The 20,865-nt window shown below is 72.0% G+C and carries 17 protein-coding genes and 1 pseudogene; 11 read left to right on the top strand and 7 right to left on the bottom strand.

The features are described from left to right. Positions 1–48: 48 nt before the first annotated feature. Complete coding sequence (acnA, locus tag QFZ71_RS25165; protein WP_307670434.1) at positions 49–2,766, bottom strand: aconitate hydratase AcnA; 2,718 nt, start codon at positions 2,764–2,766, stop codon at positions 49–51. Positions 2,767–3,232: 466 nt separating this feature from the next. On the opposite strand from acnA, the gene QFZ71_RS25160 reads away from it, so the two are divergent. From QFZ71_RS25160 to QFZ71_RS25150, 3 genes and pseudogenes are all read left to right on the top strand, one after another. Further along, a complete protein-coding gene (locus QFZ71_RS25160) occupies positions 3,233–3,706 on the top strand; it encodes a hypothetical protein (protein WP_307670433.1) in 474 nt (157 codons plus the stop codon). Between the two features lie 504 nt (positions 3,707–4,210). Continuing rightward, positions 4,211–4,466: pseudogene (locus QFZ71_RS25155) on the top strand (CGNR zinc finger domain-containing protein); the annotation flags it as partial. A 65-nt stretch (positions 4,467–4,531) separates the two neighbouring features. Further along, positions 4,532–5,263 carry an alpha/beta fold hydrolase gene (locus QFZ71_RS25150; RefSeq protein WP_307670432.1) on the top strand — a complete coding sequence of 244 codons (732 nt, stop codon included), beginning with the start codon at positions 4,532–4,534 and terminating at the stop codon, positions 5,261–5,263. A gap of 64 nt (positions 5,264–5,327) precedes the next feature. On the opposite strand, the gene QFZ71_RS25145 is transcribed toward QFZ71_RS25150, so the two are convergent. Continuing rightward, positions 5,328–6,236 (bottom strand): aminoglycoside phosphotransferase family protein, encoded by a 909-nt coding sequence (locus QFZ71_RS25145; protein WP_307670431.1) that lies wholly within the window; start codon positions 6,234–6,236, stop codon positions 5,328–5,330. 180 nt (positions 6,237–6,416) lie between these two features. Next, positions 6,417–6,860: a VOC family protein gene (locus tag QFZ71_RS25140; protein ID WP_307670430.1), complete on the bottom strand. Its 444-nt coding sequence runs from the start codon at positions 6,858–6,860 to the stop codon at positions 6,417–6,419. A 339-nt stretch (positions 6,861–7,199) separates the two neighbouring features. Between QFZ71_RS25140 and QFZ71_RS25135 the strand changes: the two genes are divergently transcribed. From QFZ71_RS25135 to QFZ71_RS25100, 8 genes are all read left to right on the top strand, one after another. After that, positions 7,200–7,619, top strand: coding sequence for a RidA family protein (locus QFZ71_RS25135; protein WP_307670429.1), 420 nt, complete (start codon positions 7,200–7,202; stop codon positions 7,617–7,619). A gap of 299 nt (positions 7,620–7,918) precedes the next feature. Then, positions 7,919–9,448 carry a UDP-N-acetylglucosamine 1-carboxyvinyltransferase gene (locus QFZ71_RS25130; protein ID WP_307670428.1) on the top strand — a complete coding sequence of 510 codons (1,530 nt, stop codon included), beginning with the start codon at positions 7,919–7,921 and terminating at the stop codon, positions 9,446–9,448. A 501-nt stretch (positions 9,449–9,949) separates the two neighbouring features. Next, entirely contained in the window at positions 9,950–10,213 is a 264-nt protein-coding gene (locus tag QFZ71_RS25125) for an acyl carrier protein (protein ID WP_307670427.1), read from the top strand. Positions 10,214–10,252: 39 nt separating this feature from the next. Continuing rightward, positions 10,253–11,224 (top strand): chlorinating enzyme, encoded by a 972-nt coding sequence (locus QFZ71_RS25120; RefSeq protein ID WP_307670426.1) that lies wholly within the window; start codon positions 10,253–10,255, stop codon positions 11,222–11,224. A gap of 289 nt (positions 11,225–11,513) precedes the next feature. Continuing rightward, positions 11,514–12,239, top strand: coding sequence for a thioesterase II family protein (locus tag QFZ71_RS25115; protein ID WP_307670425.1), 726 nt, complete (start codon positions 11,514–11,516; stop codon positions 12,237–12,239). An 18-nt stretch (positions 12,240–12,257) separates the two neighbouring features. After that, positions 12,258–13,796: an amino acid adenylation domain-containing protein gene (locus QFZ71_RS25110; protein WP_307670424.1), complete on the top strand. Its 1,539-nt coding sequence runs from the start codon at positions 12,258–12,260 to the stop codon at positions 13,794–13,796. A 45-nt stretch (positions 13,797–13,841) separates the two neighbouring features. Further along, positions 13,842–15,182, top strand: a complete 1,341-nt coding sequence (locus QFZ71_RS25105; protein WP_307670423.1) for a cation:proton antiporter — start codon at positions 13,842–13,844, stop codon at positions 15,180–15,182. After that, complete coding sequence (locus QFZ71_RS25100) at positions 15,179–16,450, top strand: LuxR family transcriptional regulator (protein WP_307670422.1); 1,272 nt, start codon at positions 15,179–15,181, stop codon at positions 16,448–16,450. Before QFZ71_RS25105 ends, QFZ71_RS25100 begins: the two co-directional genes overlap by 4 nt. Here the strand turns inward: QFZ71_RS25100 and QFZ71_RS25095 are convergent. The 4 genes from QFZ71_RS25095 to QFZ71_RS25080 are packed head-to-tail and all read right to left on the bottom strand — an operon-like array spanning position 16,385 to position 20,856. Further along, on the bottom strand, positions 16,385–17,815 hold the full coding sequence (locus QFZ71_RS25095; RefSeq protein WP_307670421.1) for an amidase: 1,431 nt from the start codon (positions 17,813–17,815) through the stop codon (positions 16,385–16,387). The genes QFZ71_RS25100 and QFZ71_RS25095 overlap by 66 nt on opposite strands. 33 nt (positions 17,816–17,848) lie before the next feature. After that, positions 17,849–19,195 carry a hypothetical protein gene (locus tag QFZ71_RS25090; RefSeq protein ID WP_307670420.1) on the bottom strand — a complete coding sequence of 449 codons (1,347 nt, stop codon included), beginning with the start codon at positions 19,193–19,195 and terminating at the stop codon, positions 17,849–17,851. 12 nt (positions 19,196–19,207) lie between these two features. After that, positions 19,208–19,603, bottom strand: coding sequence for a hypothetical protein (locus tag QFZ71_RS25085; RefSeq protein WP_307670419.1), 396 nt, complete (start codon positions 19,601–19,603; stop codon positions 19,208–19,210). Between the two features lie 44 nt (positions 19,604–19,647). Then, complete coding sequence (locus QFZ71_RS25080; protein WP_307670418.1) at positions 19,648–20,856, bottom strand: acyl-CoA dehydrogenase family protein; 1,209 nt, start codon at positions 20,854–20,856, stop codon at positions 19,648–19,650. Positions 20,857–20,865: the final 9 nt, after the last annotated feature.

Below are 20,865 nucleotides of genomic sequence, written 5' to 3'. Positions count from 1 at the left end.
CCCGGAGGCTCCGGGGTGCGGCCCTTCTCCACTCTGCCTCCGGTCCGACTAGCTGCGGATCAGGCTGCGGAGCACGTACTGCAGGATGCCGCCGTTGCGGTAGTAGTCGGCCTCGCCGGGGGTGTCGATGCGGACGACCGCGTCGAACTCCACACCGGTGTCGGTGGTGACCTTGACCGTACGGGGGGTGGTGCCGTTGTTCAGCTCGGTGACGCCGGTGAAGGAGAACGCCTCCTCGCCGGTGAGACCGAGGGTCTCGGCGTTCTGGCCCTCGGGGAACTGGAGCGGGAGGACGCCCATGCCGATGAGGTTCGAGCGGTGGATGCGCTCGTAGGACTCGGCGATGACGGCCTTGACGCCCAGGAGCGCGGTGCCCTTGGCCGCCCAGTCGCGGGACGAGCCGGAGCCGTACTCCTTGCCCGCGAGGATCGCGAGCGGGACGCCGGCGGCCTGGTAGTTCTGCGAGGCGTCGTAGATGAACGACACCGGGCCGTCCGCCTGGGTGAAGTCGCGGGTGTAGCCGCCCTCGGTGCCCGGCGCGATCTGGTTGCGCAGGCGGATGTTGGCGAACGTGCCGCGGATCATGACCTCGTGGTTGCCACGGCGCGACCCGTAGGAGTTGAAGTCACGGCGCTCGATGCCGTGCTCCGTGAGGTACTTGCCGGCCGGGGTGTCGGCCTTGATGGCGCCGGCCGGGGAGATGTGGTCGGTGGTGACCGAGTCGCCCAGCTTGGCCAGGACGCGGGCGCCCGTGATGTCCTCGACCGGGGCCGGGTCCATCGCCATGCCCTCGAAGTACGGGGGCTTGCGGACGTAGGTGGACTCGGCGTCCCACTCGAAGGTGTTGCCGGTCGGGATCGGCAGCGCCTGCCACTGGGCGTCGCCCGCGAAGACGTCCTGGTAGGACTTGTTGAACATGTCCTCGCCGATGGCGTTGGCCACGACGTCGTTGACCTCGGCCTCGGAGGGCCAGATGTCGGCCAGGTGGACCGGCTTGCCGTCCTGGTCGACGCCGAGGGCGTCCTTGGTGATGTCCACCTTCATCGAGCCGGCGATGGCGTACGCGACGACCAGCGGCGGGGACGCCAGGTAGTTCATCTTGACGTCGGGGTTGATCCGGCCCTCGAAGTTGCGGTTGCCGGAGAGCACCGACGTGACCGCGAGGTCGTTGTCGTTGACCGCCTTGGAGACCTCCTCCGGCAGCGGGCCGGAGTTGCCGATGCAGGTGGTGCAGCCGTAGCCGACGAGGTTGAAGCCGACCTTGTCGAGGTACGGGGTCAGGCCCGCCTTGTCGAAGTAGTCGGTGACGACCTTCGAGCCCGGCGCGAGCGTGGTCTTGACCCACGGCTTGCGGGTCAGGCCCTTCTCGACCGCCTTCTTCGCCACGAGCGCGGCGGCGACCATGACGTAGGGGTTCGAGGTGTTGGTGCAGGAGGTGATCGCGGCGACGGTGACAGCGCCGTGGTCGATCTCGTACGTCGAGCCGTCGGGGGCCGTGACCGTGACCGGCTTGGACGGGGCGCCGTTCGGCGTGTTGGCCGGGGCGTCGGAGGCCGGGAAGGACTCCTTGCTCGCCTCCATGTCGTCCGCGACGTAGTTGCGGACGTCCTGGGTGAACTGCTGCGCGGCGTTGGCGAGGACGATGCGGTCCTGCGGGCGCTTCGGTCCGGCGATGGAGGGGACGACCGTGGCGAGGTCGAGCTCCAGCTTCTCGGAGAAGTCCGGCTCGGCGTTCGGGTCGAGCCAGAGGCCCTGCTCCTTGGCGTACGCCTCGACGAGGGCGACCTGCTGCTCGTCGCGGCCGGTCAGACGCAGGTACTTCAGCGTCTCGTCGTCGATCGGGAAGATGGCGGCCGTGGAGCCGAACTCCGGCGACATGTTGCCGATGGTGGCGCGGTTGGCGAGGGAGGTCGCGGCGACGCCCTGGCCGTAGAACTCGACGAACTTGCCGACGACGCCGTGCTTGCGGAGCATCTCGGTGATGGTCAGCACGAGGTCGGTGGCGGTGGTGCCGGCCGGGAGCTCACCGGTCAGCTTGAAGCCGACGACGCGCGGGATGAGCATGGAGACCGGCTGGCCGAGCATCGCGGCCTCGGCCTCGATGCCGCCGACGCCCCAGCCCAGCACGCCGAGGCCGTTGACCATGGTGGTGTGCGAGTCGGTGCCGACGAGGGTGTCGGGGTACGCCTGGCCGTTGCGGACCATGACCGTACGCGCCAGGTGCTCGATGTTCACCTGGTGGACGATGCCGGTGCCCGGCGGGACGACCTTGAACTCGTCGAAGGCGGTCTGGCCCCAGCGCAGGAACTGGTAGCGCTCCTTGTTGCGGCCGTACTCCAGCTCGACGTTCTGGCCGAAGGCTTCCTTCGTGCCGAACTTGTCGGCGATGACGGAGTGGTCGATGACCAGCTCGGCCGGGGCCAGCGGGTTGATCTTCGCCGGGTCGCCGCCGAGCACCTTGACGGCCTCGCGCATGGTGGCGAGGTCCACGACGCAGGGCACGCCGGTGAAGTCCTGCATGATCACGCGGGCCGGCGTGAACTGGATCTCCTGGCTGGGCTGGGCCTGGGAGTCCCAGCCGCCGATGGCCCGGATGTGGTCGGCGGTGATGTTCGCGCCGTCCTCGGTGCGGAGCAGGTTCTCCAGCAGGACCTTCAGGCTGTACGGGAGGCGCGCGGAGCCCTCTACCTTGTCCAGCTTGAAGATCTCGTACGACTCGTCGCCCACGCGCAGCGTGCTGCGGGCGTCGAAGCTGTTCGCCGACACGACAGTCTCCTTCTTCAATGTGCGCGTATCTCCGCGCCGCGCCTCACTGGCAGTCGGCGCCGCGTTGCCTTCGCGGCCCCGACCATCCGCTAAGGTAAGGCTTAGTTAGGTAACCCTTACTGGGCGGCGGCTGTGGTACGCCTCGGCAGATATCTCGATGTCGAGATAACTCTAGTACATCGCCGCCTCCCGGTCATGCCCAGGTACCCCCGTGAGCTGTCGCCATGAACGCCGAGCGTTCTCACCGAAGACCGGGCGCCGACTCCTGCGGGGGGGGAAAGCGACCGAGGGGCGGCGACATGCCGCTACGCAGGCCGCCGACCGCCGGCCGCTGCGCTCGTCCGGTGCCGCGAGTCGACGTTCCCAAGCGCGAGGAGGCGGGGCGAAGACCCGACGCCGTCCGCCGCTGAGCCGCTGCGACTCCTTCGCCGGTGGGAGTGTCGTGCCAGGGCGATACCTTGCCGCCATGGCTGACGTTTTTGAGCTCTCCGTCGTCCTGAACCTGCGGGAAGATCTGTCGGACGAAGAGATCGCAGAACTTCGGTGGCATCTCGGGCTGGGCGACAAACCGGAGACTCTCCACCTCGTGACCGCGTTTCCGGTCGTCGTGGAGGACGACTGCGGCGAACCCGTCCTGGAGAACCGTCCCGTGCCCCTGCTCGGCCGGCACGGCGAGGCGTGGAAAGTGGACGGAGCACTCGTCTCGGTGCTGCTGCACCCCGAGGAAGCCCGTCACGGGACATGGGCCCTGACCGTGCGGCAGGAGATCCACCCCGACGAGTTCGCCTCCACCGGTGAACTGCTCAGGTGGCTGGCCGCCAAAGCCGATGACCGGCACCGTTCCTCCACCGGTGAGGTCCGCCTGGGCTGGACCAGGTTCTACGAGTCGGACCGGTACGAGCCCTTGGCGGTTCGAAACGACGAGGTCGTGTGGCCGTGAACCGCGAGGTCGGGTGGCGGTAAAGGACGTGTGGCCGGAAAGGACGTGTGGCCGTATGGGTCGTGTGGCCGGAAAGCCTGAACGGCGGACCGATCCCCCGGACCTCGACGAGAAGATTCGGCGTTCACTGCGCCAGGTCACCCCGGTCTCCTCTGGCCGCCGCCGGGCACGGTCGGGTCGGTACGCACGGGTGGCCGTGCGGTTCCCGGCGGCGGCGGTCGGGCCGGTCGGCGGCAGGCCCGGTGCTCAGGCCGGTCGGCGGTCGACGCGGTGGCCGGGCCGTTCGGCGGCAGGCGCGGCGGTCGGGCCGGTGGGCGGTCGACGCGGGGGCCGGGCCGCTCGGCGGCAGGCCCGGCGGTCAGGCCGCTCGGCAGTCGACGCGGAAGGCGAAGAACACCGGTACCGCACAGGCCGCCACGCCCGCCGCGAGCATCAGGGCGCCGGGAGGGGACCGGGCCGCCGCCGGACCGGCGATCGCCGCGCCCACCGCGAAGCCGGTGACCCCCTTGGGGCGAGTGGCTCATCGCCTCCTCGTGCATGGCCCTGACCGTCCTCGTCCAGGATCGCCAACGCCCGCCCGGCAGGATCTGCGCGTCGTCCGCCTGCGAGAACGTCTTCTGTCGCCCGCGGCAGCGGCCCGGAGCGCCGCTACTGCTCCCGCCGGTGCGCGACCCGCGAGCGCGTGGCGGCCCACCGGCGCTCCCGCTCCGCCGAACGATCGAGCGACGCCGAGGGAGTCCGCAGGAAGAGCCGCGGGTAGAGTCCGGTACCGGACGGTTCGGTCCGGTCGCGGGCGGTCGCGGACGGCGTCACTCAGGGGGGCCGATGACGACGACGGATGGCGTGCCGCTGGTCTTCGTCCACGGGACACGTTTCAGCGCCGGGCAGTGGAGCATGCAACTCGCCGCGCTCCGCGAGGAGTTCCCGGTGGGAGCCGTCGATCTGCCGGGGCACGGGAAGCGGTCGGCCGAGCCCTGGAGCATGTCCGCCGCCGTCGAGGTCGTAGCCTCCGCGGTGGACGCGCTGGGGCACGGCCCTGCCGTGGTGATCGGGCACTCGCTCGGCGGTTATGTAGCGCTGGAGTTCGCCCGCCGCCGCCCGGAACTGTTGCGCGGGCTGGTCCTCGCGGGCGCCAGCGCCTCCACGCGCGGCCCGTGGGCCGCGCCCTACCGGTGGGCCGCCGGGCTGGTGTGCCGGATCCCGGCGGACCGGCTGACGCGGTGGAACGACCGGCTGCTGCGGCGGCTCTACCCGCCCGAGGTGGTGGAGGCGACCATCGGCGCCGGCTACGCGTTCCACACCCTGCCCACCGCCTGGGGCGAGGTCCTGGGCCGCTTCGACGCGGGCTCGATGCGGCATGTGGAAGCCCCCGCGCTGATCCTCAACGGCGAGAGGGACACCGTCTTCCGGTCCGGTGAGGCGGACTTCGCTCGAGCGCATCAGCACGCCCGTGTCGAACTGGTCCCCGGCGCGAGGCACCTTGCGAACTTCGACGCTCCGGACGCCTTCACCGACGCGGTACGCCGTTTCGCGCGGCAGCTTCCCGCCACCCCCTGAGCACCGCCTCGCCGCTCGCCGCCACCGGGCGTGCGTGCACAAACCGGTCACACCACGGTCGTCCTCACACCACGGCCGTACGCAGCACGCGGTCGAGCGCCGCACGCCCGGCGGGTCCCCAGGCAGGTTTGCCGCCGGGGAGCCCCTGGTCGCCGTTGTATCCCATGAGCATGAGGAAGAGGCTCTTCAGGGCCGCCAGACCGCGGGCACGCCGGATCGTCGCTTCGTCGGCGCGTGCGTACGCGTCGAAGAACCGCTGGGCGGCGCCGGCCGGGAGGACGACCCAGGCTGCCGCCAGGTCCCACGCCGGATCACCGGCGCAGAGGTCGCCGAAGTCGATGATCCCCGCGAGGGTCCCGTCGGCGACCACGACGTTCGCGGGGTGGAGATCGCCGTGCACCCAGACCGGCGGGCCGCCCCACGCGGCGGCCGCGACCGCGTCGTCCTGGACGGCGCGGACCTCGTCCGCGACATCGTGGGGAGCGACGGCCTGGAAGAAGTGGTCGAAGCCCTCCGTGTACCGCGAGGGGTGGCCGCCCCGGTCCGGGGCGGTCGGCGCACCGGCGGGCGCCTCCACGTGCAGGGCCCGCAGGAACGCGGCCAGGGCGTCGGCCGCATGGTCGCCGCGGCTGATCGAGGAGCGGTCCAACGGCTCGCCGGGGACCCACGTCATGACCGTCCAGCTCTTGGGGAACCGCGCGGACGGCTCCCCGATCCGCACGGGGAGCGGGACGGGAAGCGGCAGCCGGGGGGCCAGCACGGGCAGCCACCGGCACTCCTTGCGCTGCAACTCCGGGGCACGTTCCGAGCGCGGGATCCGTACGGCCAACTTGTCCCCGAGCCGCCACTGCTGGTTGTCCCAGCCGCCCGGAACCTCGCGGACCGACAGCCCCGCGAACTCCGGATGCTGCTCCCGGAGCAGGTCGCGCACGAGGGTGGCCGTGATCTCGGACGTGGAAGGGGGATCGGTCATGGACAAGCACGGTACGCGCACGGCGGGGCGGGCTACGGGGCCCGGACGCGCCCCGGCCGTCCCCCCGGAGGCGGCCGGGGGGGACGTTCCGGCTGGCCGGTCGAGGTGGCGGCCCCGGAGCACCGCGTTTCCGGAGAACCGCGGTTTCCGGAGCACCGCAGTTCCGCGATGCCGGCCGTATCAGTCGAGGCAGAACTCGTTGCCCTCGACGTCCCGCATCACGATGCAGGACTCGTTCTCCTCGTCGGCGAGCAACACACGCTCGCATGCGGCGCCGAGCGGGATCAGCCGGTCCCGCTCCGCCTCCAGCGCGGCGAGGCGCTCCGCGCCGACGAGGCCGGTACCGACCCGGACGCAGAGGTGGACCCGGTTCTTGACGACCTTGCCCTCGGGTACGCGCTGGAAGTACATCCGGGGCCCGACCCCGTTCGGGTCCTGGCAGACGAAGGCCGCGTCCCGCTCCTCGGGCGGCCGGGTCAGCTCGTACGCCTCCCAGGTGGCGAACCCCTCGGGCGGCGGCGGGACGACATACCCCAATACCTCGCACCAGAAACGCGCGACGCGCTGCGGTGACGCGCAGTCGAAGGTGATCTGTACCTGCCTGACCGCACCTGTCGAAGCCATCCGGCCATCCTAGAGGGCGGGCTCCGCACCGGGCTCCCGGTTTTTCGCTCCGGGCGCCCACGGCACCGCGGGGCCGCAGGGCCACAGGAAAAGGAGGAGCGGCGTCCGGAACGCGTTGACAGGATGAGGAGGGGTGAGGGCGCGCGGACGCCGTGGACGAGCCCGCCGCAACAAGGCCGACGCGGTTCGGTGGTCACACCGCTATGGACACGACGCGGTGAACACGACGCTGCGGAGACCGCGATGGGGACAGTGCGGCACGCAGTGCAGGGCACGGCATACATCACCCCGCTCCCCCACCCGCAGCAGCAGACCCCGCACCCAGGAGACGACCCCACCATGACCCGTAAGAGCGCCGTTTCGCTGATCCGTTCCCGCACCCTTTCCGACGTGGCCGAGTACGCCTACGCGGCCACGGTGCCCGCCGAGGCCCGGTTGATCTTCCTGGCCGGTTCGTGCCCGCTCGACGAGCACGGCGAGACCGTGGCCGTCGGGGACTACGCCGGGCAGGCGGCGCAGGCGGTGAAGAACCTGCGGACCGCGCTCGCCGACGCGGGCGCGTCGGTCGAGGACGTCATCAGCACGCGGGTCCTGGTCGCCTCGACCCGTCAGGAAGACCTCGTGACCGCCTGGAGGGTGGTGCGGGACTCGTTCGGCGAGCACGACGTGCCCAGCACCCTGATGGGCGTCACCGTGCTCGGCTACTCCGACCAGCTCGTCGAGATCGAAGCGGTGGCCGCGGTCCTCGACGGCCCCTGAGCCGCGCCGCCCGCGACCGGAATCGGCGCGTCCGCCGCCCTGCCCCCCTCGCCGGCCGTACGGACCGGGTTCGCCACCCGGCCGTACGGACCACGCCTGCTCCCCACCCGTACGGACGCGCCGGTCTCGCCCCGTGCGGTCGTCCGGGGGACGATCGGAAGACCCGGTGTGCGGAGGCCGGTGAGCGCCCGTCACTCGATCCGTCCCCCCGGCTTCTCCCCCCCTCCGCCACTCGGTCCGTCACTCGAATGGCACACCCCCGCAGCAGTGTCATCTCATATCTGAGATAGCCTGCCGTTATGTCAGACGACTACCTCGTACGCATCGGCAAGCTCATCCGTGACGCCCGTCAGCATCGGGGCTGGACACAGACGCAGCTCGCCGAGGCGCTCGGTACCAGCCAGAGCGCCGTCAACCGCATCGAGCGCGGCAATCAGAACATCAGCCTTGAGATGATCGCCCGCATCGGTGAAGCTCTCGACAGCGAGATCGTGTCGCTCGGTTACGCCGGGCCCATGCACCTGCGGGTCGTCGGCGGCCGCCGCCTCTCCGGGGCCATCGACGTGAAGACCAGCAAGAACGCCTGTGTCGCGCTGCTGTGCGCCTCGCTCCTCAACAAGGGGCGTACGGTGCTGCGCCGGGTGGCCCGGATCGAGGAGGTGTTCCGGCTCCTGGAGGTGCTGAACTCCATCGGCGTGCGCACCCGCTGGATCAACGAGGGCGTGGACCTGGAGATCGTGCCGCCCGCGCAGCTGGACCTGGCGGCGATCGACGCGGACGCCGCGCGCCGTACGCGCTCGATCATCATGTTCCTGGGCCCGCTGCTGCACCGCTCCGAGCAGTTCGCCCTCCCGTACGCGGGCGGTTGCGACCTCGGTACGCGCACGATCGAGCCGCACATGATCGCGCTCCGCCGGTTCGGCCTGGAGATCGCCGCCACGGAGGGGCTGTACCACGCGCAGGTCGACCGTTCCGTCGCGCCGGACCGGCCCATCGTGCTGACCGAGCGCGGCGACACGGTGACCGAGAACGCCCTGCTGGCCGCCGCCCGCCACGACGGGACGACCGTCATCCGCAACGCCTCGTCCAACTACATGGTCCAGGACCTGTGCTTCTTCCTGGAGGCGCTGGGCGTACGGGTCGACGGGGTCGGCTCGACGACGCTCACCGTGCACGGGGTTCCGCAGATCGACGTGGACGTGGACTACTCCCCGTCCGAGGACCCGGTCGAGGCGATGAGCCTGCTGGCCGCCGCCGTGGTGACCGAGTCCGAACTCACCATCCGCCGGGTGCCGATCGAGTTCCTGGAGATCGAGCTCGCGGTGCTGGAGGAGATGGGCCTCGACTGCGACCGCACCCCCGAGTACGCCGCCGACAACGCGCGCACCCGGCTGGTGGACCTGACGGTACGGCCCTCCAAGCTGGAGGCCCCGATCGACAAGATCCACCCGATGCCGTTCCCCGGCCTCAACATCGACAACGTGCCGTTCTTCGCGGCCATCGCCGCCGCCGCGCACGGCCAGACGCTGATCCACGACTGGGTCTACGACAACCGCGCCATCTACCTGACCGACCTGAACCGCCTCGGCGGCCGCCTCCAACTCCTCGACCCCCACCGGGTCCTGGTGGAGGGCCCGACCCGCTGGCGCGCCGCCGAGATGATGTGCCCGCCCGCCCTGCGGCCCGCCGTGGTGGTGCTGCTGGCCATGATGGCGGCGGAAGGCACCTCCGTACTCCGCAACGTCTATGTGATCAACCGCGGTTACGAGGAACTGGCCGAGCGCCTCAACTCGGTGGGCGCGCAGATCGAGATCTTCCGGGACATCTGACCCACGCAGGACGACATCTGACCCACGCAGGACGCCGCCCCCTTCCCCGTCCCGCTGACCGGCGGGTCGGGAAGGGGGCGGCTGCGTCTTCGGGGGCCGTGGGGCCTGTGGCGAGCCGCGGGCCCCACTTCCGTGTCCTGCCCCCGGCTGCGCGCAGACCGCATCGGTGGCGGGGCCGCCCTGTACGCCTGCCCTCCGCCGGTTCCGCTCGGCGGCGTACCGGCCCTCGCTCCGGCGCCGCGGACCGAGAGGGCGGAACTCTCATCTGGCAGAAACCCGCACCATGTTCGTGGCGCATTTTCCCGGCATATGTTCACGCGGCATACCCCCCAAGCATCCGGCATTACCCCGCTCGTACCGGCGCCCATAGAGTGAGGCACGCAGCAAGCCATGCCCATTCGCCTGGCCCTGTGCAATATGTGCGGACATTCTCCGGCTCGCAGAAGATTCCCATCGTGGCCGGAGGTCCGCACGAGACCCTACGAGAGGAGTACGGCGGCAATGCCCGTTTCCATTCCTGAGGGCGTGCACGAACTTCAGAAGCTGCTCATCGACTGGGTGGGTGAATTCGTCGAGAACCCTGATGTGTCCCCCGAGGACAACTTCCTGGATCTCGGCGGCCACTCGCTCCTCGCCATGAACCTCAACACCCTTGTCCAGGAGCGCTTCGGACACGAGCTCGACGTGAAGATCCTGTTCGAGGACTCGCTCGGCAGCGCGATCGCAGAACTGTACGAGCGGATAGCCGGACAGCCTGCCGCGTAATGCGTTCACCCAGTATTCAGACCAGAGACTGGAGTAGCCGTGAATGACCGCACCGCTGATTTCCGACTGAGCGCCGAAGAACTCGCCACGTTCGAGGAGCAGGGCTTCATCGGCCCCATCAAGGTGTATGAACCCGAAGAGATGGAGAAGCGCTGGGATCAGATACGCCGAGCCGTTCCGGACCGTTCACGGGCCATCTACCCGGACGACGCGCTGGGCGCGGTGACCAACCTTTCCAACTACGACCGGCACCTCGACATAGATCTGCTCAGCGAGCACATCATGCAGCAGGCGATCGTCGAGCGGGTGGCCTCCATCCTCGGCCCGGACCTGCTGTGCTGGCGCACCGAGTTCTTCCCGAAGTACCAGGGCGACGAGGGCACCGACTGGCACCAGGCGTCCACGTTCGCCCACTCCAGCGGCCGCCCGCAGATCCGGTGGCCCGCGCAGAACAACGCGCCCGCGTTCGGCGGCACGATCACCGCCTGGACCGCGTTCACCCACTCCACCCGCGAGAACGGCTGCCTCCAGCTCATGCCGGGCACGCACCGGGTGATGAACTACGACGAGTCCCTGGGCATGTCCTACAACCCGGACACGATCAACAAGCGGGAGAAGGACAACGTCCGGCGCGGCTTCTTCGGCTACGACTACCGCGAGCTCCAGAAGGACCCCGACTGGCGCCCCGACGAGTCCAAGGCGTTCTCGCTGGTCATGCAGCCCGGCGAGTGTGTGATCTTCTGGTCGACCCTGATGCACGGTTCACTGCCGCACACCGGCAGCAAGAAGGACTACCGCATGGGGTTCGCCACCCGGTACGTGCCGACCCAGGTCGAGGTCTACCCGGACCTCGGCGACGTGTCCGAGTACGGCGGCACCATTCCGCTGGACAATTACGCCTCCGTGCTCGTCGCGGGCAAGGACGAGTACGGCCACAACAAGCTCACCGACCAGAACCGCCGCGGCCACCGGTTCACCCCGTGGGATTTCCGCGAGGCGTACAGCGGCTGACGCCGCGGGCCCGTGCCGGCGGCGGCCGGCCGCGCGGGCCGTGGGAGCCCGCCCGCGGGCCGGTCCCGCAGCACGTGACCGGCGGCGCCCGTAAGGGGCGCGGCGGTCCGCCGCCCCGACACCCCGTCGCACCGCGCCCCCCGCCCGGCGGTGACGTGGCGGCCCCCCGCTCCGCCCCCGCGGCCCTGCCCCGGCCGGCGCCGCGCACGCGCGCCCGGCCGGGGCCCCGCACCCCCGCGCCCCTTCCGGTCACGCTGCTCCGCCCCCCACCCTTCAGGAAGGCGCACCGATGACCGTGCTCGCCCTGTTCCACCATGCCGGAGGCTCGGCGGCCGTGTTCCGCCGGCTGGTCCAGCTGCTGCCCGACGACATCCGGCCCCTGGTGGCCGAGCTGCCCGGCCGGGGCCGCCGCTGGCGGGAGCCCGCCCCGCGCACCGCGGAGGAGGCTGTCCAGGATCTGACCGACCTGCTCATCGCGGAGGTACGACCCGACGAGGACGTGTCCGTCTTCGGCCACAGCATGGGCGCCTACCTCGGGCTCGGCGTGGCCGCGGCCCTGGAGCAGCGCGGCGGACCGCGCTGCCAGACCCTCTTCGCCTCCGCCAACCTGGCCCCGCAGCTCGCCTCGCCGCTGTTCCCCGACGGCGTCGACGACGCGTCCGACGCGGAGGTGCTGGCCTGCGCCGCCCGGTTCGACGCGCTGGACGAGCGGCTGCTGGGCCACCCTCACATCGCCGACCGTGCCGCGGCCCTGCTGCGGTGCGACTTCGGCGTCTGCGACTCCTTCGTCCGCACCATGTCCCGGACCGTGACCGAGAGTCGCATCGTCGTCTGCCGCGGAGAGCAGGACGCTTTCGGCGACGAACACACCGCCCCGTGGCAGTGGCACAGCGTGCAGCCGCTCTCCACCCTCACGTTCCCCGGCGGCCACCTCTACCTGGAGGCGGCCGGGGCCGAACCGCTCGCGGCGGCGATCGCTTCGGTCATGAGCGAACCGGCGCAGTCCCGAACCTGATCCGGCCTGGGAGCCCCCATGAACGAGGCAGTCCGTTCCACCGGCAACCCCCCTCTCGCCCACGAGCTGTTCGAGGCACGGCGCAGGACCCATCCCCGCAGGCCCGCCGTGCTGTGGGGTGAGCGGTCCCTCGGCTACGAGGAGCTGGGGCGCGACGCGGACCGGCTCGCCAACGCGCTGCGGCTGGCGGGGGTCGCCGGGCAGGCCGTGGGGGTGTTCTTCGGGCGGGGTTTCTCCATCACCGTCGCGGTCCTCGGCACGCTCAAGGCCGGCTGCGCCTACGTACCGCTCGACCCCGCCTACCCCGACGAGCGGCTCGCGGCCATGGTGCGTGACAGCGGTACGCGGGTCCTGCTGACCGAGAAGGCCCTCCTGGACCGCATCCCGCTGCCGGACGGCACCCGTGCCCTCCTCCTGGAGGACGCCCTGTCCGCCGTCGAGGAGGCGCCCCCGTCGCCCGCGCCGGAGATCGGCCCGGAGACCCTCGCGTACGTCATCTACACCTCCGGGTCCAGCGGCACGCCCAAGGGCGTGGCCATGCCCCACGGCCCGCTCGCCAACCTGATCGACTGGCAGTGCGCGCACTCCGCCTGCGGCACCGGGGACCGGACACTCCAGTTCTCCGCGCTCAGCTTCGACGTCTCCTTCCAGGAGATGTTCAGCACCTGGGCGTCCGGCGGGACCCTGGTGGTGGCCGACGACACGACCCGCCGCAGCTGGCAGGCGCTCATCGACCTGCTGAACAGCGCTTCGGTACGGCGCCTGTTCCTGCCCTTCGTCGCGCTCCAGTCGATCGCCGCGCACGCCTCCTCGGTCGGCGTGTGGCCGGACTACCTCCGCGAGGTCGTCACCGCCGGCGAACAGCTCCAGGTGACACCCGCCGTGCGCGCCCTGTTCCGGCGCCTGGACGGGGCGGTGCTGGTCAACCAGTACGGACCTTCCGAGACCCATGTGGTGACCTCGCTCGAACTCCGCGGCGATCCGGACGGGTGGCCCGACCAGCCCAGCATCGGCCGGCCCATCGCCCGCGCCGAGGCGTACGTCCTCGACGAGCGGCTGCGCCCGCGGCAACCCGGCACACCGGGGGAACTGTGCATCGGCGGACCGGTGCTCGCGCGGGGCTACCTGGGGATGCCCGAGGCGACCGCCGCGCGGTTCGTGTCCCTGCCCGGCCCGGGCGGCGGCCGGATCTACCGTACGGGCGACCTGGTCGAACTCCGGCCGGACGGCACCCTGCAGTTCCTCGGCCGGCTGGACGACCAGGTGAAGATCCGGGGTCACCGGGTGGAGACCGGAGAGGTCGAGGCGCACCTGCGGACCCTGCCGGAGATCGCCGACGCGGCGGTGGTCGTGCGGGAGGGGCCGGGCGGAGTCAAGCAGTTGGTGGCGTTCTGCGTCCCGGCACGCGGTGCCGAGGTGGTGGCGTCCGCGGTCCGGCGGAGCCTGTCCTCACGGCTGCCCGACCACATGATCCCCTCCTCGGTCCGTCCCCTGCCCGCGCTGCCGCTCACCTCCAGCGGCAAGGTCGACCGCAGGACGCTGGCGCGGGGCCTCTGACCGCCTTCCGTTTCCCCTGTTACGCGAGAAGAAGAGAGGACAAGCATGTCGACGCACGGTCCGGCCCTGCACGGTCCGGCCCTCAGCGCGGGAGAGAGCGCCGGTGTCACCGGAATCGTCCTGGCGGGCGTGGCCCTGGTATTGATCGCCGCGTTCCTGTTCTCCGCCGCGGCCAAACGGGTCCGCCAGCCCGCGGTGATGGGCGAGATCGTCGCCGGAATAGCCCTGGGGCCGAGTCTGCTCGGCCTGCTGCCCGGCGACATACCCGGCCTGCTGTTCCCCCCGGCGGCCCGCCCGTATCTGGAAGTCCTCGCCCAACTGGGCCTGGTGCTCTTCATGTTCGGGGTCGGCTATCAGCTGAGTCTGTCGCATGTGAAGGGCGTCGGACGGCACATCGCCCTGGTCTCGTTCGGCTCGGTGGCGCTGCCGTTCGTCATGGGCGCCGCGCTCGCCGTCCTGCTCCACCCGTGGCTCGACACGTCCCAGCTGAAGACCGACGGGGTACTCGGCCCGGCGCTGTTCCTCGGCGCCGCGATGTCCATCACGGCCTTTCCCGTGCTGGCCAGGATCATCATCGAACGGGGCCTGCAGAAGCACCGGGTGGGCGCGGTGGCCCTGGTCAGCGCCGCCATCCAGGACGTGATCGCCTGGACCGTGCTGGCCGCCGTCGTCACCGTCGTCAGCGTCAGCGGCCTGTGGTCGCTCGGCCGGACCGTCGGCGGCGCGCTGGCCTTCGGCCTCGTGCTGATCTTCGTGGTGCGGCCGGCCCTGGCCTGGCTGCTGGCCCCGCAGCGTCCGTGGGCCGGCAACGCGCCGACCGTGCACGTCGTGCTCTGCTCAGGGCTGCTGGCCAGCGCGTGGGCCACCGACGAGATCGGTCTGCACGCGGTGTTCGGCGCTTTCCTGTTCGGGGCCGTCGCACCCCGCCGCCACATCGACGCGACCGCCCCCGAGGTGCCGGAGCGCATCGACCAGACGAGTCTGCTGCTGCTCCCGGTGTTCTTCACCGTCACCGGGCTCTCGGTGGACCTCGCCGGTCTCGGCGCACAAGGGTTCGTCATGGTCCTCGCGGCGGTCGCGGTGGCGTGCGCCGGAAAGTTCCTCGGCGCCATGGGCGCCGCCCGGCTCTCCGGCTCCGGCGGCCGCGAGTCCACCGTGCTGGGCATCCTGCTCAACGCCCGCGGACTGACCGAACTCATCGTCCTGAACGTGGGGTTGAGCCTGGGCGCGCTCGACAGCCGGCTGTTCACCGCGATGGTCGTGATGGCCCTGGTCACCACCCTGATGACCGGCCCGCTGCTGAGCCGTTTCCCGCTCGACGCCGAGCCGGTCCCGGCGCCCGCGCCGCGGCCCGTCAAGCACGCCGGAAAGGACGCCGCCCGATGACCGGAACCACCGCGGAGCAGTTGGCGCCCCCGCCCGTCACGCGGGTCACGCCCCGCGCCCCCGCCCCGCCGCACCTACCGCTGCGCGGGCGCGAGGAGGAACTGGCCCGTGCGCGGCAGGCCCTGGAGTTCGGCGCCGAGGGCGGCTGCGCCCTCGTGACGGTCGAGGGTCCGCCCGGCTCCGGCCGGACCCGCTTCCTCGACGAGTGCGCGGCCCTGGCGCGACGGCTCGGCTATGTGACGGGCCCCCGGTCCGGGCATGGCGGTCCGGCCGGTCACCCCCGCCTCATCGTCCTGGACGACCCGCACCTCCCGCCGGAGGGGCCGGGCGGGACTCTGCCGCCCCGGCGGCACGCCCCCTGCGACGACCGGGCGCTGGTCCGGCTGGTGGCGCGCCGCCGGGGCGCCGGTCCGGGGGTCACCGACCCGCTGGCCTTCTGTCCCACCGGGCACACCGAGCGGATCCGTCTCGACGCGCTCCGCGCCCCGGCCGCCCTCCAGGTCGCCGCCGACCTGCTGGGGGTCCCGCCCTCCGCGCCGCTCGCCGGCGTCCTGCGGAGCGCGGGCGGGCACCCGAAGCTGCTGGTGGAGCTGGTGGAGGGGATGCGCGAGGAGCAGTTGCTCCGGGTGGGGGCCCAGGAGGCGCAGCTGGTCGAGGACCGCATCCCCCGCCGGCTGCGGATGCTCCTGCAGTCGATGCTCCTGGACTTCCCGGACGAGTACCGCCAACTGCTGCGGGTGGCGGCCGTCCTCGGCCGGGAGAGCACGGTCGACGACCTGCTGCCGATCCTCCAGGTGCCGCCGTCCGCCCTGCTGCTCCTCCTGGACCGGATGATCAGCACCGGCATGCTGGCGGTCGGCAGCACCCGTGTCCGCTTCCCCAACGAGCTGCTGTGGCGGCTCCTCGTCGACTCGGTGCCGGTCCCGCTCAGGCAGGCGCTGCGCCGCCAGGCGGCCGACTGCCGGCAGCTCCCGCGTCCGGCGATCCGGCCGGCGGCGGCCGGACCGCCGGACCTCAACGGCCAGGAGAACCGGATCGTGCAGCTGGTCGCCGAGGGGCTGACCAACAAGCAGATGGCCCGGCGGCTGGGGATCTCGCCCCACACCGTCAACTACCACCTGAAGAAGCTGTTCCAGAAGACCGGGGTCAATTCCCGCATCGCCCTGCTGCGGGAGACCGGCTGGAACGACCCGTCCGAGGAGTCACCCGAGCCGGGGTCGCGCGTGCGCCCACGGCCGGGCGTGTTCGAAGGCGGCGGCCAGCTCTAGCAGCCGGTCCTCGGCGCCGGGCGCCCCGACGAGCTGGATGCCGACCGGCAGGTCCCCCGCGGCCGTCCCGGCGGGCACCGAGAGCGCCGGCTGGCCGGTGATGTTGAAGGGGTAGGTGAAGGCCAGCCAGTCGGCGTACTCGCGCCACCGCTCCTCGAACCCGGTGCCCTCGGGGGCCGCCCCGAGCTCCGGCGGGAGCACGGTGAGCGTGGGGGTGAGCAGGACGTCGTACCGGGTCCAGAAGCCCAGTACCTCGGCCGCCCGCCGCTGGGCGGCCGCCAGGGCGGCGCAGTAGTCGACCGCGCCGAGCCGCTCGCCGCGCAGGGCGATGTCGAGGCTCGTCGGCTCCAGCTCGGCCAGCTCCCCGCGCGGTACGCCGCGGACCATGGCGGCCACGTTCGCGGCGATGACCGTCAGCAGCGGGTCCAGGAGTCCGCCGAGGTCGGGTGCGTCCTCGACGAGCTCGACGTCCAGCTCGCCGAAGGCCGAAACCGCCCGCTCGAACACCTCCCGCACCGCGGGGACGACCGTGCCGTGCGGCGGTACGCACGTGTGGGCCACGCGCAGCCGCCGCGGGGGCCGGGCGCCGGGGGTGAGGAAGGGGGCGGAGCGGTCGGGCAGCCCGTACGGTTCCCCGACGGACGGGCCCGCGAGGACGTCGAGCATCAGGGCCGTGTCGCCGACCGTACGGGCGAGGGGACCGTTGCTGACGTAGCCCGCCCACTGCTCCTGCGAGGCGGGCGCCCACGGGATTCGGCCACGGGTGGGTTTGAGCCCCACGATGCCGCAGGCGGACGCGGGGGCCCGCACGGAACCGGCGCCGTCGGCGGCCAGGGCGAGCGGGCCGATGCCGGCGGCCACGGCGGCGGCCGCGCCGCCGCTGGAACCCGCCGGGCTGTGCGCGGTGTTCCACGGGTTGCGGGTGGGCGGGAAGGCCCGGTTGTCCGTCGTGATCCGCAGTCCGAACTCCGGCATGTTGGTGCTGCCGACGAGGATGCCGCCGGCCCGCCGCAGCCGGGCCACCGCCTCGCTGTCGAAGCCGGGCCGGTAGCCGGTGAAGGGCCGCGACCCGTAGGCGGTCGGCAGGTCGGCCGACTCGTTGGCGTCCTTGACGGTGAACGGGACCCCGTGCAACGGGCCCCGTTCCTCCGGCGGCACGGCGTCCGCGGCCCGGGCGTCGGCGAGCGCGCCCCGGGCCCGTACGGCGATCACCGCGTCGAGCCGGGGGTTCACCTCCTCCAGACGGCCGAGGACCGCTTCGGTGGCCTGGAGGGCGGACAGTTCCTTGGCGCGGATCAGGTCGCGCAGTTCGTGGGCGGAGAGGAAGGCCGGGGATCCGGCGGGTGTGCGGGGCGGTGATGCCATCGAAAGGTGCTCCCATACGGTTCGCGGCGGGTTTCAGCCGGCCGCTCGGACGAGGTCGAGGACGAGCTCCACACAGTGGTCGGCGAGCCGCTCCGCGCGGTCGTCCCGGACGACCCCCCGGGCGTAGGTGAAGTTCCAGGCGAGCTGGTGGTGGCTGGAGTTGACGGTGGCGACGAACGCGCCCACCACCGAGAGCGAGGCGATGAACTGCGCCCCGGACGCCCGCAGCGGTCCGACGGTGTCCGGGAAGGGGAACCGGCCGATGTTGGAGAGGCAGAAGTTGATCGGCCCCTTCTCGTCCAGGTGCCGCACGAACGGCAGGCTCTCGGCCAGGTTCTGCGGCCCGGCCCCGCCGATCCCGTTGATCATGGAGAACTGCTCGCCCCGCGCCTTGCGCGCCTTGAGGTCGGCGCTGATCTCGCGGGCCGTCTCCCACAGCGGGCGGTCCGTCCGGTGCTCGACGAGGGTGGGGATCGTCGCCACGTAGCTGCCCACGTCGTCGGGGCCCACCGCCGGTTCGAGGTCGCCCCGGAAGTCGACCGGGGAGCCGATCGAGTACCAGGAGCCCTCGCCGGCCCCGGCGTCCACGGCGAGCGCCCGCACCATCGCGGCGGCGAGCACCCCGTGGACGGTGGCCCCGCGGGCCCGGCAGGCCCGTGCGAGCCGGTCCAGCGCCGGGCCGTCCAGCGACCGGTGGAGGAAGCGGGTGCGGCGCTCCTCGAAGGGCACCGGCCGGTCCGCGTCCACCCGGCGGGGGCGCAGCCGCTCCAGGTCGTCCGCGTCCCGGTCGGCCTTCGCCTTCGCCCGTAACTGCCCCTCGGCGCCGCGGTGTCCGGGCGGGAAGAGGTCCTCGGCCGGGGGCAGCACCGGGCGCGGTTCGGCGGTGCCGCCGACGGCCAGCTCCGCCCACTGCCGCAGCAGCGAGATGAGCGTGGTCCCGTCCGCGACGACGTGCAGCAGGCTCAGGATCAGGTCGTGCACCTCGCCATCCGGCCCGGGCCCGCTGAGCACGACGGCCGTGGCGAGCGGGCCGGTCCCCGGGGCGATGCGGCCGTTGACGAGTTCCTCGTCCACGACGCGCCGCCAGCCGCTCTCCACCGCTTCCGGCGAGGTGAGGGTGCGGTGGTCGAGCGGGACGGGACGGCCGTCGGCCGCGACGAAGCGGGGGTGCCGTCCGGTGGGGTCGGCCTCGATCGCCACCCGCAGCAGGGGGTGGCGGGCCTGGAGCCCGTCCAGGGCGGTGCGCAGCGAGGCGCGGGAGACGGGCCCGTGCAAGCGGACCCGTCCGACGACGTTCAGCGGGGAGATCTGGTCGGCTATCCAGTACCAGCGCTCCAGCGGGCTCAGTTCCCGCCGGACCACCTCCGAGGTCGTGGACACGGGCGTTCCCGGTCAGTCGACCGGCGACGCGGAGAGCGGCCGGAACATGCCCGCGCTCGCCCGGGTCTCCGGGGTGGTCTGCCAGGGCGGGTTGGTGCCGAAAGCGATGAGGACCTTCTCGCCGTCGGCGCGGAAGGCGACGGGTTCGCCCTGCTCCACCCACACCATCTCGTGCGGGCCGGCGCTCACCGAGCCGCCCTCGAAGTCCACGGCGAACCGGCCGGTCAGGACGACGATGAACTCGTCGTAGCTGGGCACCCATTCCATGACGTCGCCGGGGTGCAGGCAGGCGAAGCCCGCGCCCATCGACTTCGGGACGCCGTCGTCGGCGAGGTCGCCGATGTAGATGCGGGTGTCCGCGAACTGCTGCCAGTTCGCCTCTTTCGTTCCGTACGCGTGTGCGGCCATGTCTGGCTCCTCTCTGAGGTGTTCCGCTCGGCGGGCTGTCCGCGTCAGATCAGCGGGGAGATCTGCTCCTCCACGCCCAGCAGGGCCTTTCCGTATATTTCCTTGATCATCGAGGGGTGCAGGATGGCGTGCCGGGCGCTCACGGCCGAGTCCCGCCAGATGCGCTGGAGCGGGTTGGTGTCGGCGAAGCTGGCCGCGCCGTGTGCGGTCAGCAGGATGTCGATCGCCTCGGTGACGTGCCCGATCGCCCCGCTGAGGTCCGCCCGCGCCTGGATGCGCCGGAGCGGGTCCAGGGCCTCGCCCCGCCGCGCCGCCCCGTCGATGCCGGTGGTGGCGCGGTGGACGTGGAGGTGGGCGGTGTCGATCTTCTGCGCCGCCTCGGCGACCCGCAGCTGGAAGGCCGTCGAGTCGCGCTGCTTCTCGAAGTAGGTGAACGTGATGGCCTTCTCCGCGGACTTGTTCCTGACCAGCTCCAGGGCGGCCCGGCCCAGCCCCAGCTGGGTGGCGGCCAAGGGGGCGGCGGTGAGGAACTGGACGAAGGCGGAGCGGGGGTGGGATCCGCCGGATCGCTGCACCGGGTAGTCGCCGGCCATCGCCTTCGGCACCGACACCACCCGGTGGTCCGGTACGAAGACGTCCTGGGCCACCAGGCAGTTGCTGCCGGTGGCGCGCATCCCTGCGACGAACCAGGTGTCCTCCACCGTGTAGTCGGCGGCGGGAATCAGCGCCATGCCCTGGTCGACGATCTCCCCGGTGGAGTCCGGGACCGGGAAGCCGATCACGGACCAGCCGGCGTGCCAGGAGCCGGAGGCGTAGTGCCAGCGGCCGGAGACCCGGTAGCCGCCGTCGACCCGCTCGGCGGTGGCGCTGGGCGTCAGCACGCCGGAGATCCGGGTGTCGGGGTCGGTCCCGAACACCTCGTCCTGGGCCTGCTCCGGGAAGAGGCTGGTGACCCACGCCAGCGAGTTGCCGACCGCGACCACCCACGCGGCGCTGCCGTCCCCCTCGGCGAGGGTCGCGGACGCGTCGGCCAGGGTGCTCAGGGACACCTCGTGACCGCCGTACCGCTTCGGCACGGCCAGCCGGAACATGCCTCCCGTGGTGAGGAGTTCGACGGTTTCGTCGGTCAGCCGCCGGTCGCGTTCCCCCTGCCCGGCGTCGCGGGCGAGGAGCGGGACGAGTTCCCGTGCGGTGCGGAGCGGTGCGGACGGTTCCGAGGAAAGGCGTTCGTTCTCGGTCCGGATGTCGGCCATGGATATCTC

Origin of the sequence: Streptomyces sp. V2I9 (assembly GCF_030817475.1) — a bacterium.
Classification (GTDB): domain Bacteria; phylum Actinomycetota; class Actinomycetes; order Streptomycetales; family Streptomycetaceae; genus Streptomyces.
This window is presented reverse-complemented; position numbering and strand designations above follow the sequence as displayed.